Below are 25110 nucleotides of genomic sequence, written 5' to 3' on the forward strand. Positions count from 1 at the left end.
GGCCGGGATGGGCAAGTCCGACGAACGCATTGTCGAGGCGCTCCGCACGTCGCTCAAGGAGGCCGAGAGGCTGCGCGAGCGGAACAGGAAGCTCACCGCGGCCCTGCGCGAGCCGATCGCGATCGTGGGGATGGCCTGCCGCTACCCGGGCGGGGTGAGCAGCCCCGAGGACCTGTGGCGGCTGGTGGCCGAGGGCACGGACGCGGTGGCGCCCTTCCCGGCCGACCGGGGCTGGGACCTGCACCGGCTCTACGACCCGACCGGCGAGCGGGAGGGAACCTCGCTGACCCGCGAGGGCGGCTTCCTGTACGACGCGGCGGAGTTCGACCCGGACTTCTTCGGGATCAGCCCGGGCGAGGCGCGCTTCATGGACCCGCAGCAGCGGCTGCTGCTGGAGAGCGGCTGGGAGGCGCTGGAGCGGGCCGGGATCGACCCGTCGGGCCTGAAGGGCAGCCCGACCGGCGTCTTCGCCGGGGTGATGTACCACGACTACGCCTACAGCAGCAGCGGCGGCAGCGTCGTGTCAGGCCGGGTCGCCTACACCCTCGGCCTCGAAGGGCCCGCGGTGACGGTGGACACCGCCTGCTCGTCCTCCCTCGTCGCGGCGCACCTGGCGATCCAGTCGCTGCGCAACGGCGAGTGCTCGCTGGCGCTGGCGGGCGGCGTCACCGTGATGGCCACCCCCGAGATGTTCGTGGAGTTCAGCCGGCAGCGGGGCCTGGCGGCGGACGGGCGGTGCAAGTCCTTCTCGGACGCGGCCGACGGCGTGGGCTGGTCGGAGGGCGTCGGCGTCCTGGTGCTGGAGCGGCTGTCCGACGCCCGCCGCAACGGCCACCAGGTCCTCGCCGTCGTGCGCGGCTCGGCCGTCAACCAGGACGGCGCCTCCAACGGGCTGACCGCGCCCAACGGCCCGTCCCAGGTCCGGGTGATCCGGCAGGCGCTGGCCAGCGCGCGGATCTCGGCCGACCAGGTCGACCTGGTGGAGGCGCACGGCACCGGCACCACGCTGGGCGACCCCATCGAGGCGCAGGCGCTCCTGGCGACCTACGGGCAGGAGCGCCCGGAGGGCCGTCCGCTCTACCTGGGTTCGCTGAAGTCCAATATCGGGCACGCCCAGGCCGCCGCCGGGGTCGGCGGCGTGATCAAGGCCGTGATGGCCATGCGCAGCGGGACGATGCCCAAGACCCTGCACGTGGACGCGCCGTCCTCGCAGGTGGACTGGGCGGCCGGCGCCGTGCGGCTGCTGACCGAGGCGCGGCCGTGGGAGGCGGGGCCGCACCCGAGGCGGGCGGCGGTGTCGTCCTTCGGCATCAGCGGCACCAACGCGCACATCATCGTGGAGCAGGCGCCCGCCGAGGAGCCGGCCGCCGAGCCGGCGGCGCCCGGCGCCCCGGCGCCGCTGCTGCCCGTCGTGGTGTCGGGCCGGGGCGAGCGCGGGCTGGCCGCCCAGGCCGGGCGGCTGGCCGCCTTCTTCGAGCACCGCGGCGAGGCCGATCCGCGCGATGCCGCGGCGGCGCTGGTGGAGACGCGTGCGGCGCTGGACCACCGGGCCGTGGTGGTGGCCGCCGACCGCGCCGAGGCCGTGGCGGGGCTGCGCGCACTGGCCGCCGGGGAGCCGCATCCGTCCGTGGTGCGGGGGCACGCCCGCTCCGGCGGCCTGGGGGTGCTGTTCTCCGGGCAGGGCTCGCAGCGGCCCGGGATGGGCCGGGAGCTGCACGCCGCCTTCCCGGTGTTCGCCGCCGCCTTCGACGAGGTGTGCGGCCTGCTGGACGGTCTGCTGGCCGAGCCGCTGCGCGAGGCGGGCGCCGCTTCGCTGCGCGCGGTGCTGTGGGCGGAGCCCGGCGAGGAGCGGGCGGAGCTGCTGGACCAGACCCTCTACACCCAGGCGGGGCTGTTCGCCTTCGAGGTGGCGCTGTTCCGGCTGGCCGAGTCCTGGGGCGTGCGCCCGGACTTCCTGGCGGGCCACTCCATCGGCGAGATCAGCGCCGCGCATGTCGCCGGGGTGCTCTCCCTGCCCGACGCGTGCGCCCTGGTGGCGGCGCGGGGCCGGCTGATGCAGGCGCTCCCGTCCGGCGGTGTGATGGTCGCGGTCCAGGCGGCCGAGGAGACCGTGCTCCCCTTCCTGTCCGGTGTCGAGGACCGGGTCGGGATCGCCGCGGTGAACGGCCCCGCGTCGGTGGTGGTCTCCGGCGCACGTGACGCCGTCGACACCGCCGCGGCCCGGCTGCGCGACGCCGGGCACAAGACGCGGCCGCTGCGGGTCTCGCACGCCTTCCACTCGCCGCTGATGGAACCGATGCTGGCCGAGTTCGCCGCCGCGATCGCCGGCCTGTCCTTCCAGCCGCCGGAGATCCCGGTGGTCTCCAATGTGACGGGGGAGCCCGCCGGGGCGGAGATCGCGAGCCCGGACTACTGGGTGCGGCACGTGCGGGCCGCGGTCCGCTTCGGCGCCGGTGTCGGCAGCCTCTACGGCCGGGGCGTGCGCTCCTTCCTGGAGATCGGCCCGGACAGCGTGCTCACCGCCATGGGCCGGGCGAACCTGCCCGAGGACGCCGAGGCGCTGTTCGTCCCGGCGGCGCGCCGCGACCGCGACGAGGTGCGCCAGGCCGCGGCCGCGCTCGCGGCGCTGCACGCCCACGGCGCGCGGGTGGACTGGACCCCCTTCCTCACCGGCCGCACCGGCGGCCGGGTCGAGCTGCCCACCTACGCCTTCCAGCGGCAGCGCTACTGGCTGAACTCCACCGGCGGCACCGGGGCGGCCGACGCGGCCCGGCTCGGCCAGGCCGCCGCCGACCACCCCCTGCTGGGCGCGGTCGTCTCCCTCCCGGTGACCGACTCCGTCGTGCTGACCGGCCGGATCTCGCTGGACACCCACCCCTGGCTCGCCGACCACCAGGTCCTCGGCACCGTGCTGGTCCCGGGCGCCGCCCTGGTCGAGCTGGCGATCCGGGCCGGCGACGAGGCCGGCTGCCCGGTGGTGGACGAGCTGACCCTCCAGGCGCCCCTGGTGCTGGACGACGGCGGCGGCACCGACCTGCGGGTCGCCGTCGGCGCCGCCGACGAGCTGGGCCGCCGGCCGGTCGAGATCTACTCCTGCGGCGACGGCGGCCGGATGGAGGGCGTCTGGACCCGGCACGCCACCGGCTTCCTCACCGCCGCCCGTCCCGGCGGGAGCGCACCGGACCTGTCGGTGTGGCCGCCGGAGGGCGCCGAGCCGGTGGCCGTCGACGGCTTCTACCGGGAACTGGTGGACGTCGGCCTGTCCTACGGGCCGGCCTTCCAGGGGCTGCGCGCCGCCTGGCGGCGCGGCGACGAGCTGTTCGCCGAGGTCGCGCTGCCGGAGCGGAGCGACGACGGCACCGGCGCCTTCGGCATCGACCCGGCCCTGCTGGACGCCGCCCTGCACGGCGGCTTCCTCCGCGCCGACGACGACGGGGCGGCCGGCCCCTCCGTCCCGTTCGCCTGGTCGGGAGTGGAGCTGTTCGCCGGCGGGGCGAGCAGCCTGCGGGTGCGGCTGGCCGGTACGGGGACCGACGGGGTCGAGGTCTGGCTGGCCGACCCCTCCGGCGCCCCGGTCGCCGCCGTGCGCTCGCTGGTGGCGCGGCCGGTGGCGGCCGGGCAACTGGCGGCGGCGCGCAGCTCGGCGGGCGGCCGGCACGACACGCTGTTCGACCTGCGGTGGACGCCGGCCGGTCCCGCGACGGCGGAGCCGGCCGCCGCGATCAGCCTTGCGCTGCTGGGCGGCGGGCGGCCGGAGCCGGCGGAGCTGCTCGGCGGCGCCGGCGCCTATCCGGACGCGTCCGCGCTGGGCGCCGCCGTGGCGGCGGGGGCGCCGGCGCCCGCGGCGGTGCTGCTGCCGTGCGTCGCGGACCCGGCGGCGGACGCCGCGGCGGCGGCCCGCATCCTCACCCGCCGGGCCCTGGCCGCGGTGCACGAGTTGCTGGCCGATGAGCGCCTGGCCGGGTCGCGGCTGGTGGTGGTGACGCGGGGCGCGGTCGAGGCGGTGCCGGGCGAGGGGGTGGCCGATGTCGGCGGGGCCGCCGTCTGGGGCCTGGTACGGGCCGCGCAGGCCGAGCACCCGGACCGCTTCGTGCTGGTGGACATCGCGGACGGCGAGGGCCCGGCGGGCGGAGCGCCGGCGGCGGTGCTGGCCGCGGGTGAGCCGCAGGCGGCGGTGCGCGGGGGGCGGCTGCTGGTGCCGAGGCTGGGCCGGGCGGCCGTCGCGGACGGTCCGGCGCCGGAGCGGCCGGCGTCGGGGACGGTGCTGGTCACGGGTGGTACCGGTGGGCTGGGCGCGCTGGTGGCGCGGCATCTGGTGGCCGAGCACGGGGTGCGCGGCCTGCTGCTGGTGAGCCGGCGCGGTGCCGAGGCGCCGGGCGCGGCCGAACTGGTCGCGGAGCTGGAGGCGTCGGGTGCCTCGGTGCGGGTGGCGGCCTGCGACGTGTCGGACCGGGAGGCGCTGCGCGCGCTGCTGGCCACCGTCCCGGCCGAGGCGCCGCTGACGGGCGTGGTGCACACGGCGGGCGTACTCGACGACGGAGTCGTCACCGCGCTGACCCCGGAGCGGCTGGACGCGGTGCTGCGGCCCAAGGCGGAGGCGGCCTGGCACCTGCACGAGCTGACGCGTGAGCTGGACCTGGGCATGTTCGTGCTCTTCTCCTCGGTGTCGGGCCTGGTCGGCGGCGCCGCCCAGGCCAACTACGCCGCGGCCAACGCCTTCCTGGACGGCCTGGCCCAGCACCGCCGCGCCGCCGGGCTGCCCGCCGTCTCGCTGGCCTGGGGGCTGTGGGAGCAGACCGGCGGCATGGGCGGCGGGCTCGGCGCGGACGAGCGCGCCCGGATGACACGGGACGGCCTGCTCGGCCTGTCCGACACCGAGGGCCTGGAACTCTTCGACACCGCCGCAGGCCGCGACGAACCGGTGCTGGCCCCGGTCAAGTGGGACCTGGAGCTGCTGCGGCGGGCCGGTGCCGACGAGGTGCCCCCGATCATGCGCGGCCTGGTCGGCCGCCCGGCGCGCCGGGCGGCCGCTGCCGCGGGCGGCGGCTCGCCGCTCGCGGAGCGGCTGGCGGGGGTGGACCCCTCGCGCCGCCGGGCCGCGGTGGTGGAGCTGGTGGCGGCGCAGGTGGCGGCGGTGCTGGGCTACGCCGACGCCAAGGGCGTGGAACCCGGCCGGGCCTTCCAGGACCTGGGCTTCGACTCGCTGACCGCGGTGGAGTTCCGCAACGGGCTGGGCAAGGCGACCGGGCTGCGCCTGCCGGCGACCCTGGTCTTCGACTACCCGACCCCGCTGGCCCTGGCCGAGCACCTGCTGGCCGAGGTCGACGGCGACGTCGAGCGCGCCGAACCGCTGCCCTCCGCGGCCGCGGTGGACGAGCCGATCGCGATCGTCGGGATGGCCTGCCGCTACCCGGGCGGGGTGAGCAGCCCCGAGGACCTGTGGCGCCTGGTGGCCGAGGGTGGTGACGGCGTCTCGCTGTTCCCGGCCGACCGCGGCTGGGACCTGCACCGGCTGTTCGATCCCTCAGGCGAGCGGGAGGGCACCTCGCTGACCCGCGAGGGCGGCTTCCTGCACGACGCCGCCGACTTCGACCCCGACTTCTTCGGCATCAGCCCCGGCGAGGCCCGGTTCATGGATCCCCAGCAGCGGCTGCTGCTGGAGACCTCGTGGGAGGCCTTCGAACGGGCGGGCATCGACCCCGCCGGGCTCAAGGGCAGTCCGACAGGCGTCTTCGCCGGGGTGATGTACCACGACTACGCCTACAGCAGCAGCGGCGGCAGCGTCGTGTCCGGCCGGGTGGCCTACACCTTCGGCCTGGAGGGCCCGGCCGTCACCGTGGACACCGCCTGCTCCTCCTCCCTGGTCGCGCTGCACTGGGCGGCGCAGGCCCTTCGCTCGGGCGAGTGCTCGCTGGCCCTGGCGGGCGGCGTCACCGTGATGGCCACCCCCGACTCCTTCGTGGAGTTCAGCCGCCAGCGCGGGCTGGCGGCGGACGGGCGGTGCAAGTCCTTCTCGGACGCGGCCGATGGCGTGGGCTGGTCGGAGGGCGTCGGGGTGCTGGTGCTGGAGCGGCTGTCGGACGCGCGCCGCAACGGGCACCAGGTGCTCGCGGTGGTGCGGGGCAGCGCGGTCAACCAGGACGGCGCCTCCAACGGGCTGACCGCGCCCAACGGCCCGTCCCAGGTGCGGGTGATCCGGCAGGCGCTCGCGGGCGCCGGGATCGCGCCCGCGGACGTGGATCTGGTGGAGGCGCACGGCACCGGCACCAAGCTCGGTGACCCGATCGAGGCCCAGGCCCTCCTGGCCACCTACGGGCAGGACCGGCCCGATGACCGGCCGCTGTATCTCGGCTCGCTCAAGTCCAACATCGGGCACGCCCAGGCGGCGGCCGGAGTGGGCGGCGTGATCAAGGCCGTGATGGCCATGCGCAAGGGCGTGATGCCGAGGACCCTGCACGCGGACGCGCCCAGCACGCAGGTGGACTGGTCGGCGGGCGCGGTGGAGCTGCTGACCGAGCCCCGTCCGTGGGAGCCGGCCGGTCATCCGCGCCGGGCCGGGGTGTCGTCCTTCGGGATCAGCGGCACGAACGCGCACGTCATCATCGAGCAGGCACCGGCGGACGACGCGGCGGACGACCCGGCCGAGGAGCCGGGCGCGCCGGTCGTCCCGGTGGCGGTGTCGGGCCGGGGCGAGCGCGGGCTGGCGGCCCAGGCCGGGCGGCTGGCCGACTTCCTGGACACCCGCGACGACGCCCGGCTGCCCGACGTGGCGGCGGCGCTGGTCGGGACGCGCTCGGCGCTGGACCACCGGGCCGTGGTGCTGGCCGCCGACCGCGCCGAAGCCGTGGACGGGCTGCGCGCGCTGGCGGCGGGCGAGCCGCATCCCGGCCTGGTGCGGGGCGTGGCCCGGCCGGGCGGCCTTGGCGTGCTGTTCTCCGGGCAGGGTTCGCAGCGGCTCGGGATGGGGCGGGAGCTGCACGCCGCCTTCCCGGTGTTCGCGGCCGCCTTCGATCAGGCATGCGAGAGCTTGGACGGGCTGCTGGCCGAGCCGCTGCGCGAGGCGGGCGCCGCGTCGCTGCGCGAGGTGCTGTGGGCCGATCCGGAGTCCGCCGCCGCCGGGCTGCTGGACCAGACGCTCTACACCCAGGCGGGGCTGTTCGCCTTCGAGGTGGCGCTGTTCCGGTTGTTCGAGTCCTGGGGTGTCGCGCCCGATTTCGTCGCCGGGCACTCCATCGGCGAGATCAGCGCGGCGCACGTCGCGGGCGTGCTGCCGCTGGCGGACGCGTGCGTGCTGGTCGCGGCCCGGGGCCGGCTGATGCAGGCGCTCCCGGCGGGCGGCGTGATGCTCGCCGTCCAGGCGGGGGAGGACGCGGTCCTCCCGTTCCTGGCCGGTGTCGAGGACCGGGCCGGGATCGCGGCCGTCAACGGCCCGGCCTCGGTCGTGGTCTCCGGGGCGGGCGAGGCCGTGGCCGCCGTGGCGGCGCGGCTGGCCGAGGCGGGCCACAAGACGCGGCCGCTGCGGGTCTCGCACGCCTTCCACTCGCCGCTGATGGACCCGATGCTGGCCGAGTTCGAGGCCGTGATCGCGGATCTGCGCTTCCAGGCGCCGACCGTCCCCGTGGTGTCGAACGTGTCCGGCGGCCTGGCCGGGGACGAGATCGCCACCCCGGACTACTGGGTCCGGCACGTGCGTGCCGCGGTCCGCTTCGGCGACGGCGTGCGCACCCTGGACGCCCAGGGCGTGCGCACCTTCCTGGAGATCGGTCCGGACAGCGTGCTGGCGGCCATGGGGCCCGCGAACCTGGCCGAGGACGCCGAAGCGGTCTTCGCCGCGGCTTCGCGCCGCGACCGCGACGAGGTGCGCCAGGCGGTCACCGCCCTGGCGGGCCTGCACGCCCACGGGACACCGGTCGGCTGGGCGGCGCTGCTGCCCGCGCGCCCGGCCCGGGTGGAGCTGCCCACCTACGCCTTCCAGCGGCAGCGCTACTGGGTGGACTCCGCCGTCACCACCGTGGCGGGCGACGCCGTCCGACTGGGCCAGGGCAGCGCCGACCACCCGCTGCTCGGCGCGGTGCTGGCCGATCCCGACAGCGGCACCGTCACCCTCACCGGCCGGCTCGCCCGCGACACCCAGCCGTGGCTGGCCGACCACGAGGTGCTGGGCACCGTGCTGGTGCCGGGGACCGCGCTGGTGGAGCTGGCGATCCGGGCGGGCGACGAGGTCGGCTGCCCGGTGCTGGACGAGCTGACCCTGGAGGCGCCGCTGCCGGTGCCCGAGCACACCGGGCTCGCGGTCCAGGTCGTGGCCGAGCCCGAGGGGCCGGCGGCCGACCGCTACCGGGTCCGCGTCCACTCCCGCCCGGACGGCGCCGCCCCCGGCACACCGTGGACCCGGCACGCCTCGGGCGTGCTGGCCGCCGCGCCGCCGGAGGACGCCGAGGACTTCGAGTTCGCGGCCTGGCCGCCCGAGGGGGCCGAGCCGATCGCGCTGGACGGGCTCTACCCGGAACTGGCCGGGATCGGCCTGGCCTACGGGCCCGCCTTCCAGGGGCTCCGCGCCGTGTGGCGGCGCGGCGACGAGGTCTTCGCCGAGGTGGCGCTGCCGGAGCAGGCGGCCGAGGACGCCGCCGGCTACGGCCTGCACCCGGCGCTGCTCGACGCCGCCCTGCACGCGGGGCTGGCGGCCGGCGACGGCGGCGACGGGCCCGCGGTCCCGTTCGCCTGGTCCGGAGTGGAGTTGCTGGCCGGCGGGGCCGCCGCCCTGCGGGTGCGGCTGAGCGTGTCGGGGCCCGGCGGGACCGAGCTGCGGCTGGCCGACCCCTCCGGCGCGCCCGTGGCGGTGGTGCGCTCGCTGGCGGTCCGGCCGCTCGCCGACGAGGGCGCGGCCGCCGTGACGGCCGGACTCCGCGACGCGCTGTACCGGCTGGACTGGGAGGCGGCCCCGGCCGCCTCCCGCCCGCTGCCGGGCCGGACCGCCGTGCTCACCGGCGGCGCCTTCCCGGCCCGGCCCGACGGCGCCGATACCTACCCGGACCCGTCCGCGCTGGCCGCGGCGGTGGACGCGGGCGCCGCGGTGCCCGACGTGCTGCTGCTGCCGTGCGCCTCGGATCCGGCAGCGCCGGACGCGGCGGAGGCGGCGGGCGCGCTGGCCCGCGGTGCGCTCGCCGCGGTGCGCGAGATGCTGGCCGATGAGCGCCTGGCCGGGTCGCGGCTGGTGGTGGTGACGCGGGGCGCGGTCGAGGCGGTGCCGGGCGAGGGGGTGGCCGATGTCGGCGCCGCCGCGGTGTGGGGCCTGGTCCGGGCCGCGCGGGCCGAGCACCCGGACCGCTTCGCCCTGGTGGACCTGGACGCGGACGCGCCGGCGTCGGCGCTGGCGGCGGCCGTCGGCTCCGGCGAGCCCGAGGCGGCCGTCCGGAGCGAACGGCTGTACGTACCACGGCTGACCCGGGTGCGGGCCGCCGAGGCGGCCGGCTCCGCCGCCGCGCGGGAGCGGCTGGCGGCGGGCTCGGTGCTGGTCACGGGTGGTACCGGTGGGCTGGGCGCGCTGGTGGCGCGGCATCTGGTGGCCGAGTACGGGGTGCGGAGCCTGCTGCTGGTGAGCCGGCGCGGCCCGGATGCGCCGGGCGCGGCCGAGCTGGTGGCGGAACTTGAGGCGCTGGGCGCGTCGGTGCGGGTGGCGGCCTGCGATGTGGCCGACCGCGCGGCGGTCGCCGGACTGCTGGCCGGTGTACCAGCGGACCTGCCGCTGACCGGGATGGTGCACGCGGCGGGGGTGCTGGATGACGGGATCGTCTCGGCGCTGACGCCGGAGCGGCTGGACGCGGTGCTCAAGCCCAAGGCGGACGCCGCCTGGCACCTGCACGAGCTGACGCGGGACCTGGATCTCGGCATGTTCGTGCTGTTCTCCTCGGTGTCGGGTGTGCTGGGCGGTGCGGGCCAGGCCAATTACGCGGCGGCCAACGCCTTCCTGGACGCCCTCGCCCAGCACCGGCGCGCCGCCGGCCTGCCCGCCGTCTCACTGGCCTGGGGTCTGTGGGAGCGGGAGGGCGGGATGGGCGGCGGGCTCGGCACGGCCGACCGCTCCCGGATGGCGCGCGGCGGGGTGCTCCCGCTGTCCGACGCCGAGGGCCTGGCCCTGCTGGACGCGGCCATCGGGCGTGCTGAGGCCGTGCTGGCGCCGGTGAAGTGGGACCTGGCGCTGCTGCGGTCCGGCGGCGAGCCGCCCCGGACCCTGAGCAGGCTGGTGGGCCGCCCGGCGCGGCGGTCGGCGGCGGGGGCCGTCCGGTCCGCGGGCGGCTCGGTGCTGGCGGAGCGCCTGGCGGGGGTGGAGGCGGCCCGCCGCCGCGGTGTCGTGGTGGAACTGGTGCGGGCGCAGGCCGCGGCGGTGCTCGGCCACGCCGACGCCGAGGCGGTCGAACCCGGCCGCGCCTTCCAGGATCTCGGCTTCGACTCGCTGACCGCGGTGGAGTTCCGCAACGGCCTCAGCACGGCGACCGGGCTGCGCCTGCCGGCGACCCTGGTCTTCGACTACCCGACGCCCCTGGCGCTGGCCGACCACCTGCTCGCCGAGGCGGCCGGCGCGGTGCGGCGGGACGCGTCGCTCCCGGCCGCGGGCCCGGTGGACGAGCCGATCGCGATCGTGGGCATGGCCTGCCGCTACCCGGGCGGGGTGAGCAGCCCGGAGGAGCTGTGGCGGCTGGTCGCCGAAGGGGGCGACGGCATCGCGCTGTTCCCGGCCGACCGGGGCTGGGACCTGCACCGGCTCTACGACCCGTCCGGCGAACGCGCCGACACCTCCTACACGCGCGAGGGCGGCTTCCTGTACGACGCGGCCGAGTTCGACCCGGACTTCTTCGGGATCAGCCCCGGCGAGGCCCGGTACATGGACCCGCAGCAGCGGCTGCTGCTGGAGACCTCCTGGGAGGCATTCGAACGGGCCGGGATCGACCCCGCCGGGCTCAAGGGCAGCCCCACCGGCGTCTTCGCCGGGGTGATGTACCACGACTACGCCGGGAACGCGGGCGGCGGCGGCAATATGGTCTCCGGCCGGGTCTCCTACACCTTCGGCCTCGAAGGCCCGGCGGTGACCGTGGACACCGCCTGCTCGTCCTCGCTGGTCGCCCTGCACCTGGCGTCGCAGGCGCTGCGGTCGGGGGAGTGCTCCCTCGCGCTGGCGGGCGGTGTGACGGTGATGGCCACCCCGGCGTCGTTCGTGGAGTTCAGCCGGCAGCGCGGACTCTCGGCCGACGGGCGGTGCCGGTCCTTCGCCGACGCTGCCGACGGGGTCGGCTGGTCCGAAGGCGTCGGCGTGCTGGTGCTGGAGCGGCTGTCGGACGCCCGCCGCAACGGCCACCGGGTCCTCGCCGTCGTACGCGGCTCGGCCGTCAACCAGGACGGCGCCTCCAACGGCATCACCGCGCCGAACGGCCCCTCCCAGGTGCGGGTGATCCGGCAGGCGCTGGCCGGTGCCGGGATGACGCCCGACCAGGTCGACGCGGTCGAGGCGCACGGGACCGGCACCACCCTGGGCGACCCGATCGAGGCCCAGGCCCTGATCGCCACCTATGGCCAGGAGCGCCCCGAGGGACGCCCGCTCTACCTCGGTTCGCTGAAGTCCAACATCGGGCACACGCAGGCGGCCGCCGGGGTGGCGGGCGTGATCAAGATGGTGCAGGCGATGCGGCACGGGGTGCTGCCGAAGACCCTGCACGCCGAGGTCCCCTCGTCCCGGGTCGACTGGTCGGCCGGTGCGGTCGAGCTGCTGGCCGAGCCGCGCCCCTGGGAGGCGGACGGGCGCCCGCGCCGGGCCGGGGTGTCGTCCTTCGGGATCAGCGGCACCAACGCGCACGTCATCATCGAGCAGCCCCCGGCCGAGGAGCCGGCCCGGGCGGCGGACGCGCCCGACGACGCCGCGCAACCGCCGGTCCCCCTGGTACCCGTCGCCGTGTCGGGCCGGGGCGAGCACGGACTGGCCGCCCAGGCCGGGCGGCTGGCCGACTTCCTCGCCGAGCGGGCGGACACCGGTCTGCCCGACATCGCGGCGGCGCTGCTCGGAACCCGCTCGGCGCTGGACCACCGGGCCGTGGTGCTGGCCGCCGACCGCGCCGAGGCTCTGGACGGGCTGCGCGCGCTGGCCGCCGGGGAGCCGCATCCGAGCCTGGTGCGCGGCGCGGTCCGCACCGGCGGCCTCGGCCTCGTCTTCTCCGGGCAAGGGTCCCAGCGCGCGGGCATGGGGCGGGGGCTGCACGCCGCCTTCCCGGTGTTCGCGGCCGCCTTCGACGCGGCGTGCGAGAGCTTCGACGGGCTGCTGGCCGAGCCGCTGCGCGAGGCGGGGGCCGCTTCGCTGCGCGAGGTGCTGTGGGCCGGGCCGGAGTCCGACGCCGCCGGGCTGCTGGACCGGACGGTGTTCACCCAGGCGGGGCTGTTCGCCTTCGAGGTGGCGCTGTTCCGGCTGCTGGAGTCCTGGGGGACGGCCCCGGACTTCGTCGCGGGCCACTCGATCGGCGAGATCAGCGCGGCGCACGTCGCCGGGGTCCTCCCGCTCGCCGACGCCTGCGCGCTGGTGGCGGCGCGCGGCCGGCTGATGCAGGCGCTCCCGGACGGCGGCGTGATGCTCGCCGTCCAGGCCGGGGAGGACACGGTCCTCCCGTTCCTGGCCGGAGTGGAGGACCGGGCCGGGATCGCGGCCGTCAACGGCCCGGCCGCCGTGGTGGTCTCGGGCGCCGGTGACGTGGTGGCCGATATCGCGGCGCGCCTCGGGGAAGCGGGCCACAAGACGCGGCCGCTGCGGGTCTCACACGCCTTCCACTCGCCGCTGATGGACCCGATGCTGGCCGAGTTCGAAGCGGCGATCGCGGACCTGTCCTTCCGGCCGCCGGAGATCCCCGTGGTGTCGAACGTGTCCGGCGCCCTGGCGGGAGACGAGATCGCCACCCCGGACTACTGGGTCCGGCACGTGCGCGCCGCGGTCCGCTTCGCCGACGGCGTGCGCGCCCTGCACGCCGAGGGCGTGCGCTCCTTCCTGGAGGTCGGCCCGGACAGCGTGCTCGCCTCCCCGGTGCTGGAGACCCTGGGCGAGGCGGCCGCCCAGGCGGCCGTGGTGGCGGCCGCCCGCCGCGACCGCGACGAGGTGCGGCAGGCGGTGGCCGCGCTGGCGGCCCTGCACGCCCACGGCGTGCCGGTGGACTGGACCCCCTTCCTCGGCGGCCGCGGCGGCGCCCGGGTGGAGCTGCCCACCTACGCCTTCCAGCGGCAGCGCTACTGGCTCGACGCGGCCGGGCCCGGTGAGGTCGGCTCGGCCGGCCTGCGCCCGGCCGAGCACCCGCTGCTGGGCGCGGTGGTGGCGGCGCCGGACGGCGGCGCGGTGACCCTGACCGGCCGCCTGTCGCCGGACGCCCAGCCCTGGCTGGCCGACCACCAGGTGCTCGGCACCGCGCTGGTTCCGGGGACCGCGCTGGTGGAGCTGGCGATCCGGGCCGGTGACGAAGTGGGCTGCGGCGCCCTCGCCGAGCTGACCCTGGAGGCGCCTTTGGTGCTGGCGGCCCCCACCGTTATCCAGGTGGTGGCGGAGGCGCCGGACGAGGCCGGCCGCCGCGGCGTGGCGGTCCACTCGCGGCCGGAGGACGCCCCCGATGGCACCGGCTGGGTCCGGCACGCCGCCGGCACCCTGCTCCCGGCGGCCGCGCCCGCCGGACCACCGGACACCGGCCTGTCGGAGTGGCCGCCGGAAGGCGCCGAGCCGGTGGAGCTGGCCGGCTTCTACGAGGGACTGGCCGACGCGGGCTTCGGCTACGGGCCCGCCTTCCGGGGGCTGCGCGCGGCCTGGCGGCGCGGCGGCGAGGTCTACGCCGAGGCCGCGCTTCCCGACGCCGCCGACGCCGACTCCTTCGGCATCCACCCCGCGCTGCTCGACGCCGCCCTGCACGCCGCCTTCGTCCGCCAGGACGAAGGCGCGCCGCCCGAGGCGCCGTCCGTCCCCTTTGCCTGGTCCGATGTGGCCCTGCACGCCACCGGGGCCGCCGCCGTGCGGGTCCGGGTCGCCCCGGCCGCGGACGGCGGCATGGCGGTCACGCTGGCCGACGGCTCCGGTGCGCCCGTGGTCACGGTCGGCTCCCTGGCGGTGCGGCCGGTCTCGGCCGAAGGGCTGCGGACCGCGTCCGCCGGCCGCCGCGACGCGCTGTACCGGGTGGAGTGGGCCGCCGCGCCGGCCCCGACCGGGCCGGACCCGGTGCGGGCGGCGCTCCTCGGCGCGGACCCGTTCGGCCTGGGCGGCCAGGACGCCGGGCTCGCCCGTTATCCGGACGCGGCGGCGCTCAGCGCCGGTCTCGACGCGGGCGATCCGGTGCCCGCCGTGCTGCTGCTCGCCTGCTCGGGCGGGGCGGAGGACGGTGCGGCCCGCGCGGCCGCGGGCGCCGTGCTCGCCGCCGTGCGCGCGGTGCTGGCCGATGAGCGCCTGGCGGACACCCGCCTGGTGGTGGTGACGCGGGGCGCGGTCGAGGCGGTGCCGGGCGAAGGCGTGGCCGACCTCGGCGCGGCCGCCGCCTGGGGCCTGGTCCGGTCGGCGCAGGCCGAGCACCCGGACCGCTTCGTCCTGGTGGACGCCGACCCGGCCGCCGCGGCCGTCCCCCTCGCCGCGCTGCCGGCCGCGGCCGGCTCCGGCGAGGGCCAGTCCGCGATCCGCGGCCCGGAGTGGCGCGTCCCACGGCTGGCGGCGGCGCGGCCGGCCCCGGCCGAGCGGCCGGTGGACCCCTCGGGAACGGTGCTGGTCACGGGTGGTACCGGTGGGCTGGGCGCGCTGGTGGCGCGGCATCTGGTGGCCGAGTACGGGGTGCGGAGCCTGCTGCTGGTGAGCCGGCGCGGCCCGGAGGCCCCCGGAGCGGCCGAACTGGTCGCGCAGCTGGAGGGCCAGGGCGCGTCGGTGCGGGTGGCGGCCTGCGATGTGGCCGACCGCGCCGCGCTGGCCGCGCTGCTGGCGGCCGTCCCGGCGGACGCGCCGCTGACCGGGGTGGTGCATGCGGCGGGAGTGCTGGATGACGGGATCGTCTCGGCGCTGACGCCGGAGCGGTTGGACGCGGTGCTCAAGCCCAAGGCGGAGGCGGCCTGGCATCTGCACGAGCTGACGCGTGAGCTGGACCTGGGCATGTTCGTGCTGTTCTCCTCGGTGTCGGGTGTGCTGGGTGGCGCGGGCCAGGCCAATTACGCGGCGGCCAACGCCTTCCTGGACGCCCTGGCCCAGCACCGCCGTGCCGCCGGGCTGCCGGCCGTCTCGCTGGCCTGGGGACTGTGGGAGGCCGGCGGTATGGCCGGCGGGCTCGACGGCGGCGATGTGGCGCGGATGGCGCGCGGCGGGGTGCTGCCGCTGGCCGAGGCCGAGGGCCTGGAGCTGTTCGACGCCGCGCTCGCCGGTGAGCCGCTGCTGGTGCCGGTGAAGTGGGACCTGCCGGCGCTGCGCGCCGCCGGGGAGCCGCCGCGGATGCTGGCCCGGATCGCCGGGCGCCCGGCTCGGCGGGCCGCGGCGGCCGGTACGGCGCCGGCCGGCGGCTCGGCGCTCGCCGAGCGGCTGGCGGGCCTGGACCCCTCGCGCCGCCGGGCCGCGGTGGTGGAGCTGGTATCGGCGCAGGTGGCGGCGGTGCTCGGCTACGCCGACACCAAGGGGGTCGAGCCCGACCGGGCCTTCCAGGATCTCGGCTTCGACTCGCTGACCGCGGTGGAGTTCCGCAACGGCCTCAGCACGGCGACGGGGCTGCGCCTGCCGGCGACCCTGGTCTTCGACCACCCGACTCCGCTGGTACTGGCCGAGCACCTGCTGGCCGAGGTGGCGGGGACCGCGGACCGGGCCGCGGCGGCCGGGCCGGCGGCGGCGCCGGCGGACGAGCCGATCGCGATCGTCGGGATGGCCTGCCGCTACCCGGGCGGGGTGAGCAGCCCCGAGGAGCTGTGGCGGCTGGTCGAGCAGGGCGGCGACGGCATCGCGTCCTTCCCGGCCGACCGGGGCTGGGACCTGGACGGCCTCTACGACCCCGACGCCCGCAGGCCGGGGACCTCCTACACGCGCGAGGGCGGCTTCCTGTACGGCGCCGCCGAGTTCGACCCGGGCTTCTTCGGCATCAGCCCGCGCGAGGCGCTGACCATGGACCCCCAGCAGCGGCTGCTGCTGGAGACCTCGTGGGAGGCATTCGAGCACGCCGGCATCGACCCGGCGGGCCTGAAAGGCAGCCCCACCGGCGTCTTCGCGGGGGTGATGTACCACGACTACGCGGGCGGCGGCAGCGGCGGCAGCGTGGTGTCCGGCCGGGTGGCCTACACCTTCGGCCTGGAGGGCCCGGCCGTCACCGTGGACACCGCCTGCTCCTCGTCCCTGGTCGCGCTGCACTGGGCGGCGCAGGCGCTGCGGTCGGGGGAGTGCTCGCTCGCGCTGGCGGGCGGTGTCGCGGTCATGGCCACGCCCGCGTCCTTCATCGAGTTCAGCCGGCAGCGCGGCCTGGCCGCCGACGGCCGGTGCCGCTCCTTCTCCGACGACGCCGCCGGGACCTCCTGGGGTGAGGGCGTCGGGGTGCTGGTGCTGGAGCGGCTCTCGGACGCGCGCCGCAAGGGCCACCGCGTCCTCGCGGTGGTGCGCGGTTCGGCGATCAATCAGGACGGGGCGTCCAACGGCCTGACCGCGCCCAACGGACCCTCCCAGATGCGGGTGATCCGGCAGGCGCTCGCGGGCGCCGGGCTCGGGCCCGCGGATGTGGACCTGGTGGAGGCGCACGGCACCGGAACGAAGCTCGGCGACCCGATCGAGGCCCAGGCCCTCCTGGCCACCTACGGGCAGGAGCGCCCCGAGGGCCGGCCGCTCTACCTGGGCTCGCTGAAGTCCAACATCGGGCACACCCAGGCGGCGGCGGGCGTCGCCGGGATCATCAAGACGGTCATGGCCATCCGCGCGGGGACGATGCCGAAGACCCTGCACGTCTCGGCCCCGACCTCGCAGGTGGACTGGTCCGAGGGCGCGGTGGAGCTGCTGACCGAGGCCCGCGCCTGGGAGGACCTGGGCCGCCCCCGCCGCGCCGGGGTCTCCTCCTTCGGGATCAGCGGCACCAACGCGCACGTCATCATCGAGCAGGCGGGCACCGAACCCGAGCCCGAGGACGCCGCTCCGGCCGGTGCCGCCGAGCCGGCGGCGGTGCCCTGGCCGCTGTCGGCGAAGACCGCCGAGGCGCTGCGCGCGCAGGCCGCGCGGCTGGCCGACCGGCTGGCCGAGCTGCCCGAGGCGCGGCCGCTCGACGTGGCGCACGCCCTCAGCACCCGCTCGGCGCTGGCGCACCGCGCGGTCGTGGTGGTGCGCGACGGCGCGGCGGCGCGGGCGGAGCTGCGCGCGCTGGCCGAAGGGCGCCGGAGCGCCGACGCCCTGACCGGCACCACCGGCACGGGCCCCGGCGACACGGTGTTCGTCTTCCCGGGCCAGGGCTCCCAGTGGCTCGGCATGGGGCTGGACCTGCTATCGGCGTCACCCGAGTTCGCGCGGGCGCTGGACGAGTGCGCCGCGGCCGTCGAGCGGCACGTCGACTGGCGGGTCCTGGACGTGCTGCGCGGCACGGAGGGAGCGCCGTCCCTCGACCGCGTCGACGTGGTGCAGCCGGTGCTGTGGGCCGTCATGGTCGCCCTGGCCGAGACCTGGCGCTCCATGGGCGTGCACCCGGCCGCGGTGGTGGGCCACTCCCAGGGCGAGGTGGCGGCGGCCTGCGTCGCGGGCGCGCTCTCGCTCGACGACGGCGCCCGCGTCGCGGTGGCGCGCAGCCGGGCGGTGGCCGAGCGGCTGACCGGCCTGGGCGGCGGCATGCTCTCGGTCGGGCTGCCCGAGGAACGGGCCCGCGAACTGCTGCGCGAGCGCGGCGACGGGCTCTCTGTGGCGGTCGTCAACGGCGCCGGCTCCGTGGTCGTCTCCGGCGACGGGGCGGCGCTCGACGCGCTCGCCGCCGACCTCAGGCGCGACGACGTGCGGGTCAAGCGGGTGCCGGTGGACTACGCCTCCCACTCGGCGCACGTGGAGGTGCTCCGCGAGGACCTGCTGCGCGAACTGGCCGACATCCGGCCGCGCCCCGCCGCGGTGCCCTTCCACTCCACCGTGACCGGCGGCGTGGTGGACGACACCACCGCCCTGGACGCCGAATACTGGTACGCCAACCTGCGCGAAACCGTCTCCTTCCAGCGGGTCACGCACGACCTGCTGGCCCAGGGCGCGCGAGTCTTCGTGGAGCTGAGCCCGCACCCGGTGCTGACGATGGCCGTCGAGGAGACCGCCGCGGCCGCCGGCGCCGACGACGTGCTGGCGGTCGGCACCCTGCGCCGCGACGACGGCGGCCCGGACCGCTTCCTCGCCTCGGTCGGCCAGGCGTGGACGCGCGGCGCGCCGGTGGACTGGTCCGCCCTGTTCGCGGGCCGCGCCACCCGGCACGTCGAGCTGCCCGGCTACCCCTTCCAGCGCGAGCGCTTCTGGCTGGACGAGATCCCCGGGGCCGCCGCCGACGTGGCGTCGGCGGGCCTCGGCGCGGTGGACCACCCGGTGCTCGCGGCGGTGGTGGACAACCCCGAGTCCGAGGGCGCGGTGCTGACCGGCCGGCTCTCGCTGGACGCCCAGCCGTGGCTGGCCGACCACGCCGTGGTCGGCTCCGTGCTGCTCCCCGGGACCGGCTTCGTGGAGCTGGCCGTCCGCGCCGGCGACGAGGTCGGCTGCGGCGCGGTCGAGGAACTGACCCTGGAGGCGCCGCTGCTGCTGCCCGAGCGGGGCGCGGTGGCGCTGCGCGTCGTGGTCGACGCCGCCCGCCCGGACGGCCGCCGCGCGCTCGGGATCTACTCGCGCGCCGAAGAATCGGCGCCGGCACCGGCCTGGACCCGGCACGCCACCGGTGTGCTCGCCCCGGCCGCCGAGGCGCCGCCCGCCGGGGGCGAGGCATGGCCGCCGCCGGGCGCGGAGCCCATCGACGTGGCCGGCCTGTACGAGCGCCTGGCGGCGGACGGCTACGGCTACGGCCCGGTCTTCCAGGGGCTGCGCGCCGCCTGGCACCACGACGGCGAACTCTTCGCCGAGGTGGCGCTGCCCGAGGACGAGGCCGAGCAGGCGGACCGGTACGGGGTCCACCCGGCCCTGCTGGACGCCGCCCTGCACGTCGGCTTCCTGGGCGGCGGGACCGAGGACGGCGGCGGCCCCGAGCGCGACGGGCCGCTGATCCCCTTCGAGTGGAACGGCGTGTCGCTGCACGCGGCGGGCGCCGCCCGGCTGCGGGTGCGCGCCGGGGCGGGCCCCGAGGCCGGCGCGGGCACCGCCAGCATGCGGCTGGAGATCGCCGACGCCACCGGCGCGCCGGTGGCCACCGTGCGCTCGCTGGTGGCGCGCCCGGTGTCGTCCGCGCAGCTCGACGCGGCCCGCGCGGCGCAGGGCGGCCACCAGGAGTCCCTGTACCGGCTGCGCTGGGAGCGCCCGGCCGCCGGGAGCGCCGTGGCCGCCCGCGGCGGCGAGCCGTGCGTGCTGCTGGGGCCGGACCGGTCCGGGCTCGCGGCCGGCGAGCCCTCGGTGCGGCCCTACCCGGACGCGGCGGCGGTGGCCGCGGCGGTGGAGTCCGGCGAGCTGCCCGCGGACGTCGTGGCGCTGTACCAGGTGCCCGGCGCCGCGGCGGACGGCGAGGCGGTACCCGGCGCCGTCAGGGCCGACCTCGGGCACAGCCTCGCGGCGGTGCGGTCCTGGCTGGCCGAGGAGCGGCTGGCCGGGGCCCGGCTGGTGGTGGTGACGCGCGGCGCCGTCGACGCCGACGGGACCGAGTCCGTCGACCTGGCGGCCGCCCCCGTGTGGGGCCTGGTCCGCGCCGCCCAGTCCGAGAGCCCGGACCGCGTCGTGCTGCTCGACCTGCCGGACGCCCCGGACACGGGCGCGGCCGCCGCCGCGATCGCCGCCGCCCGCTCGGGTGAACCGCAGGCGGCGCTGCGCGGCGGGGAGCTGCTGGCGCCCCGGCTCGCCCCGGCGGCGGCGCCGCCGGCCGATGCCGCGCCCCCGTGGCCGGTGTCGGGCACCGTGCTGGTCACCGGCGGCACCGGCGGGCTGGGCGCCCTGGCAGCCCGCCACCTGGCCGCCGAGCACGGCGTGCGCCGCCTGCTGCTGGTCAGCCGGAGCGGCCCGGCCGCCGAAGGGGCGGCCGAACTGGTCGCCGAACTGGAGGGGCTCGGGGCGGCGGCCACCGTGGCCGCCTGCGATGTCGCCGACCGGGCGGCGCTGGCCGGGCTGCTGGCCGGGATCCCGGCCGAGCACCCGCTGACCGGGGTGGTGCACACCGCCGGGGTCAGCGCCAACGCGGTCATCGGCGGCCTCACCCCTGAGCACTTGGAGGCGGTGCTGCGGCCGAAGGCCGACGCGGCCTGGCACCTGCACGAGCTGACCCGCGAACTCGACCTGGCGCTGTTCGTGCTCTACTCGTCCACCTCGACGCTGCTGGACAACCCCGGCCAGGGCAACTACGCGGCGGCCAACACCTTCCTGGACGCCCTGGCCCGGCACCGGCGCTCGCTCGGCCTGCCCGCGACCTCGCTGGCCTGGGGGCTGTGGGGCGAGGGCCACGGCATGGGCCGGCACCTCAGCGAGGCCGACGTGCAGCGCATCGGCCGCTGGGGGCAGCGCGCCCTCACGGCCGCCGAGGGCCTGGCCCTGCTGGACGCGGCCGTCACCGTCTCGGCGGAGGCCGGCGACGCCGCCCTGATGCCGGCCCGGCTGGACCTGGCCGCGCTGCGGGCCCGGACCGACGGCGTGCCCGCGGTGCTGCGCGGGCTCGTCCCGGCCGGACGGCGCAGCGCGGCGGGCGCGGCCGAGCGCCCGGACGCCGAGGCGCTGCGGCGCCGCGTCGCCGGGCTGCCGCAGGACGAGGCCGAACAGGTGCTGCTCGACCTGGTCCGCACCCAGGTGGCGGCGGTGCTCGGGCACGCGTCGGCCGACGCGGTCGAGCCCGAGCGCAACTTCCTGGAGCTGGGCTTCGACTCGCTGACCGCGGTCGAGCTGCGCAACGGGCTGAAGGCCGCCACCGGGCTTCGGCTGTCCGCCACGGTCGCCTTCGACGCGCCCAGCGCGCGCGCCCTGGCCCGCCAGCTGCGCGAGGACCTGGCCGCGCAGTCCGCACCCGCCGCACCGCCCGGCGCCGCCCCGGCGGCCGCCGCACCGGCCGGTGGCGGCTCCGACGCCGCCGACCAGGGCCCCGACACGCTGAGCGCGCTGTTCCGCGAGGCGGTCGGCGCCGGCCGCTTCGTCCCCGCGCTGTCCATGCTGCGCTCGGTCGCGCTGCTGCGGCCCGGCTACTCCTCGCCGGAGGAGCCCGGCGGGGTACCGGAGCCGGTGCGGCTGGCGAGCGGCCCGAAGGCGCCGCGGCTGTACTGCGTCAACTCGCCGATGGCCTTCGGCGGGGCGCACCAGTTCGTCCGGGTGGCCGCGGGCTTCCGCGACGTCCGCGACGTCCTGGCGCTGCCGCTGCCCGGCTTCGGCCGCGGCGAGCCGCTGCCGGACTCGGTGGACACCGTCGCCCGCGGCTTCGCCGAGAGCATCCGCCGCGACGGGGGCGCCGACGAGCCCTTCGCGGTGGTCGGCTACTCCGGCGGCGGGGTCTTCGCGCACGCCACCGCGCACGTCCTGGAGGAGCTGGGGGTCCCCCCGGCGGCCGTGGTGCTGCTGGACACCCATGTGCCCAGGCCGGGCACTGGCGACGCCGCCTGGCAGGGCATCGTCCAGGGCGTGCTGGACCGGGAGGCGTCCTACGGGCCGCTGACCAGCGCCCGGCTGTCGGCGATGAGCTGGTACATCGGCCTGCTCCAGGACCGCGAGCTGCCCGAGCTGGCGGCGCCGATCCTGTTCGTCGGCCCCGGCGGGCAGAAGACGGTCGACACCTGGCGGGGCACCTGGGAGATCGCCGACGCGGTCGCCGAGATCGACGTGGACCACTTCTCCATGGTCGAGGAGGAGTCCGCGCGGACGGCCGGGGCCATCGAGGACTGGCTGGGGACGGTCACCACCTAGCCGGGGGAGCCGGGGTCCGCCGCGCGGCGGACCCCGGCGCCGCGGCGCGCTCCCGTATCCGGGCCGGGCCCGGCGGAGCGGCGGGAACGGTCGGATAGGGGACGTTAGGGGTACGGCGCGAACGCGCCGCCGGGATAGCGTCGCAGCGAAATCGGAATGGTCCGTCATACCCGATATCTCCCCTCCCGGGGGACGCGGACCGACGGGGAACGCGCCGGAGCGAGAACAGGAGAGCGGCCGTGGACGGCTTCGCCGACGCAACGCACGGGGACCCGGAGCCCGATCACCCCTGGGCCGGGCTCGTGCCCGCCCTGCTCGACGACGCCGCCGCCCGCGAGCCCGCGGCCCGCGCCGTCACCGACGCCGGCGGCTCGTGGACCTACGCCGAGCTGTCCGCCCACAGCCGGGCCTTCGACCGCTGGCTGCGCGACAGGGGTGTGGCGCCGGGCGAGCGCGTCGTGGTGCGGGTCCCCACCGGCCGCGAGCAGGTGGCGATGCTGTACGGCACCGTCCGCGGCGGCGCGGTGTTCGTGCCGCTCAACGCCGCGATGAAGCCCTACCACCTGCGCTCGGTCATCGGAAATGCCGAACCGCGGCTGATCGTGGTGGACGACGGCTCGGTCGAGATGATGCGCGGCCTCGGCCCGGTGCCCGTGTACGGCCTCGGCGAGGTCTGGGAGCAGGTGGCCGCGCTGGCCGCCGAGGGCGCCGAAGCCGAGCCGGCGCGCATCAGCGCCGCCGACATCGCCGTGCTGGTGTACACCTCGGGCAGCACCTCGGCGCCCAAGGCCGTCATCTGCCCGCACGCGCAGATGACCTTCGCGACCCGGTCCATCGCCGCCGTGCTGCGCTACCGCCCCGACGACGTCGTGTTCTGCCGCTTCCCGATCTCGTGGGACTACGGCCTGTACAAGGTGCTGCTGGCCACACTGGCCGGCGCCGAGCTGGTGCTGGCCGACGGCGAGGCCGACCTGCTGCTGCTGAAGCGGATCCGGGAGTGCGGCGCGACCGTGGTCCCGATCGTCCCCTCCTTCGCCCAGATGATCACCACCCTGGCCCGGCGGGAGTCCGAGCCGGTGACGACCGTGCGCATGTTCACCAACACCGGGGCGGCGCTGTCGGACGCGGCCACCGAGGAGCTGCGCCGGGTGTTCCCCGGCTCCCGGGTGGTGCGCCAGTTCGGGCAGACCGAGTGCAAGCGCGTCTCCATCATGCCGCCCGAGGAGGAGCGCGAGCGGCCCCAGTCGGTGGGCCTGCCGCTGCCCGGCACCCGGGTGGCGATCCTGGACGAGGACGGCCGGCCGGTCCCCGCCGGCCGGACCGGCGAGATCGTGGTCACCGGCCCGCACGTCATGCCCGGCTACTGGCGCGCCCCCGAACTGACGGCCGCCAGCTTCCGCCCCGACCCCGAGACCGGCGGGACCCGCCTGCACACCGGCGACTACGGCCGGCTCGACGAGGACGGCTACCTCTACTTCGACGGCCGCCGCGACGACATGTTCAAGCGCAAGGGCATCCGGATGAGCACTCTGGAGATCGAGGCGGCCGCCCTGGACATCCCCGGCGTGCACGCCGCCGCGGCCGTGCCGCCGAGCGGCCGGCGCGACCTCGCGCTGTGCGTGGAGACCGAGCTGGCCCCGCACACCGTCCTCAAGGAGCTGGCGGGCCGGCTGGAGCCGGCCAAGGTGCCGGCCAGCTGCCACGTCTTCGACCGGCTGCCGCTGACCAGCCACGGCAAGAACGAGCGCGCCAAGCTCGCCGAGCTCCTGGACGGAGGTGCCCGGTGACCCGCTACGCCGAGCTGGCGGCCGAGTACGGCACACCGCTGTACGTCTACGACCTGGACCGCGTCGCCGAGGCCCGCCGCGCGCTGTTCGCCGCGCTGCCCGAGTCCTTCGAGCTGTACTACGCGATGAAGGCGAACCCGCACCCCGAGGTGGCGGCGGTGCTGCGCGAGGACCCCGACCGGGCCTGCCGCGCCGAGATCAGCTCCACCGGGGAGCTGGCCGCCGCGCTCGCCGCGGGCTTCCCGGCCGGGGACTGCCTCTACACCGGCCCCGGCAAGACCGCCGCCGAACTCGACGCGGCCATCGGGGCGGGGGTGCGCACCTTCTCGGTGGAGTCCCCCGGCGACCTGCGCCACATCGGCGCCGCGGCCCGGCGGCACGGCGCGGTCGCCGACTGCCTGCTGCGGATCAACAGCGTGTCGGCGAGCGCGTCCACCAGCATCCGGATGACCGGGGCGCCCTCCCAGTTCGGCATCGACCGGGAGACCCTGGACGAGCTGCTGCCCGAGCTGCTGCGGGTGCCGGGCACCCGGATCGCCGGCGCGCACTTCTTCCCACTGAGCAACGCCAAGGACGAGGCCAGCCTGCTCGCCGAGTTCGAGCACACCCTGGCCGTCGCAGCCGAACTCCGCGACACCCTCGGGCTGCCGGTCCGGCTGCTCGACATCGGCGGCGGCTTCGCCATGCCCTACGGCGTGCCGGGGGAGCGGCCCAGGTACGACAAGCTGCGCTCCGGCCTGGAGGCCGCCCTGGACGCGCGCTTCCCGGACTGGCGCGAGGGCACGCCGCGCTTCGCCTGCGAGTCCGGCCGCTACCTGGTCGGCGGCTGCGGCGAGCTGCTGTGCGGCGTCGTCAACGTCAAGGAGAGCCGGGGCCGCGGCTTCGCCATCCTCGACGGCGGCATCAACGTCTTCGGCGGGATGGCGGGCCTCGGCCGGCTGCTGCCGGTCGCGGTGCGCCCCTCCGGCGCCGAGGCGAGCCGGCGCGCCACCCTGGCCGGGCCGCTGTGCACGCCCGGCGACTTCCTGGGCCGCGAGGTCGAGGTCCCGCCGCTGGCCGAGGGCGACGTCGTGGCGGTGCCCAACGCCGGCGCCTACGGCGTGACCGCGAGCCTGCTCATGTTCCTCGGCAGGCCCGCCGCCACCGAGGTGGTCGTCCGCGGCGGCGAGGTCGTCTCGGTCTCCCGCATCGAGCACCGCAGGAACTTCGACGTGCCGCGAGCCGGCGCGCACCGATGAGGTGACCCGCCCTCCGGCGCGGCCCGCCCCCGTCCGCGGGCGCGGGCCCGAAGGG

At 77.5% G+C, this 25110-nt stretch carries 3 protein-coding genes; all 3 read left to right on the forward strand.

What is annotated here, in order from left to right:
• Positions 1-7 precede the first annotated feature (7 nt).
• The 3 genes from CLV72_RS33535 (at position 8) to CLV72_RS01725 (ending at position 25055) form a co-directional block, all read left to right on the forward strand.
• Complete coding sequence (locus CLV72_RS33535) at positions 8-22030, forward strand: type I polyketide synthase (RefSeq protein WP_106238012.1); 22023 nt, start codon at positions 8-10, stop codon at positions 22028-22030.
• 239 nt (positions 22031-22269) lie between these two features.
• Positions 22270-23817 carry an AMP-binding protein gene (locus tag CLV72_RS01720; RefSeq protein ID WP_245929810.1) on the forward strand — a complete coding sequence of 516 codons (1548 nt, stop codon included), beginning with the start codon at positions 22270-22272 and terminating at the stop codon, positions 23815-23817.
• Positions 23814-25055, forward strand: coding sequence for a type III PLP-dependent enzyme domain-containing protein (locus CLV72_RS01725; RefSeq protein WP_106238016.1), 1242 nt, complete (start codon positions 23814-23816; stop codon positions 25053-25055). The genes CLV72_RS01720 and CLV72_RS01725 overlap by 4 nt, the downstream gene beginning before the upstream one ends.
• Positions 25056-25110: the final 55 nt, after the last annotated feature.

The organism is Allonocardiopsis opalescens, assembly GCF_003002095.1.
In the GTDB taxonomy this organism is placed as follows: domain Bacteria; phylum Actinomycetota; class Actinomycetes; order Streptosporangiales; family Streptosporangiaceae; genus Allonocardiopsis; species Allonocardiopsis opalescens.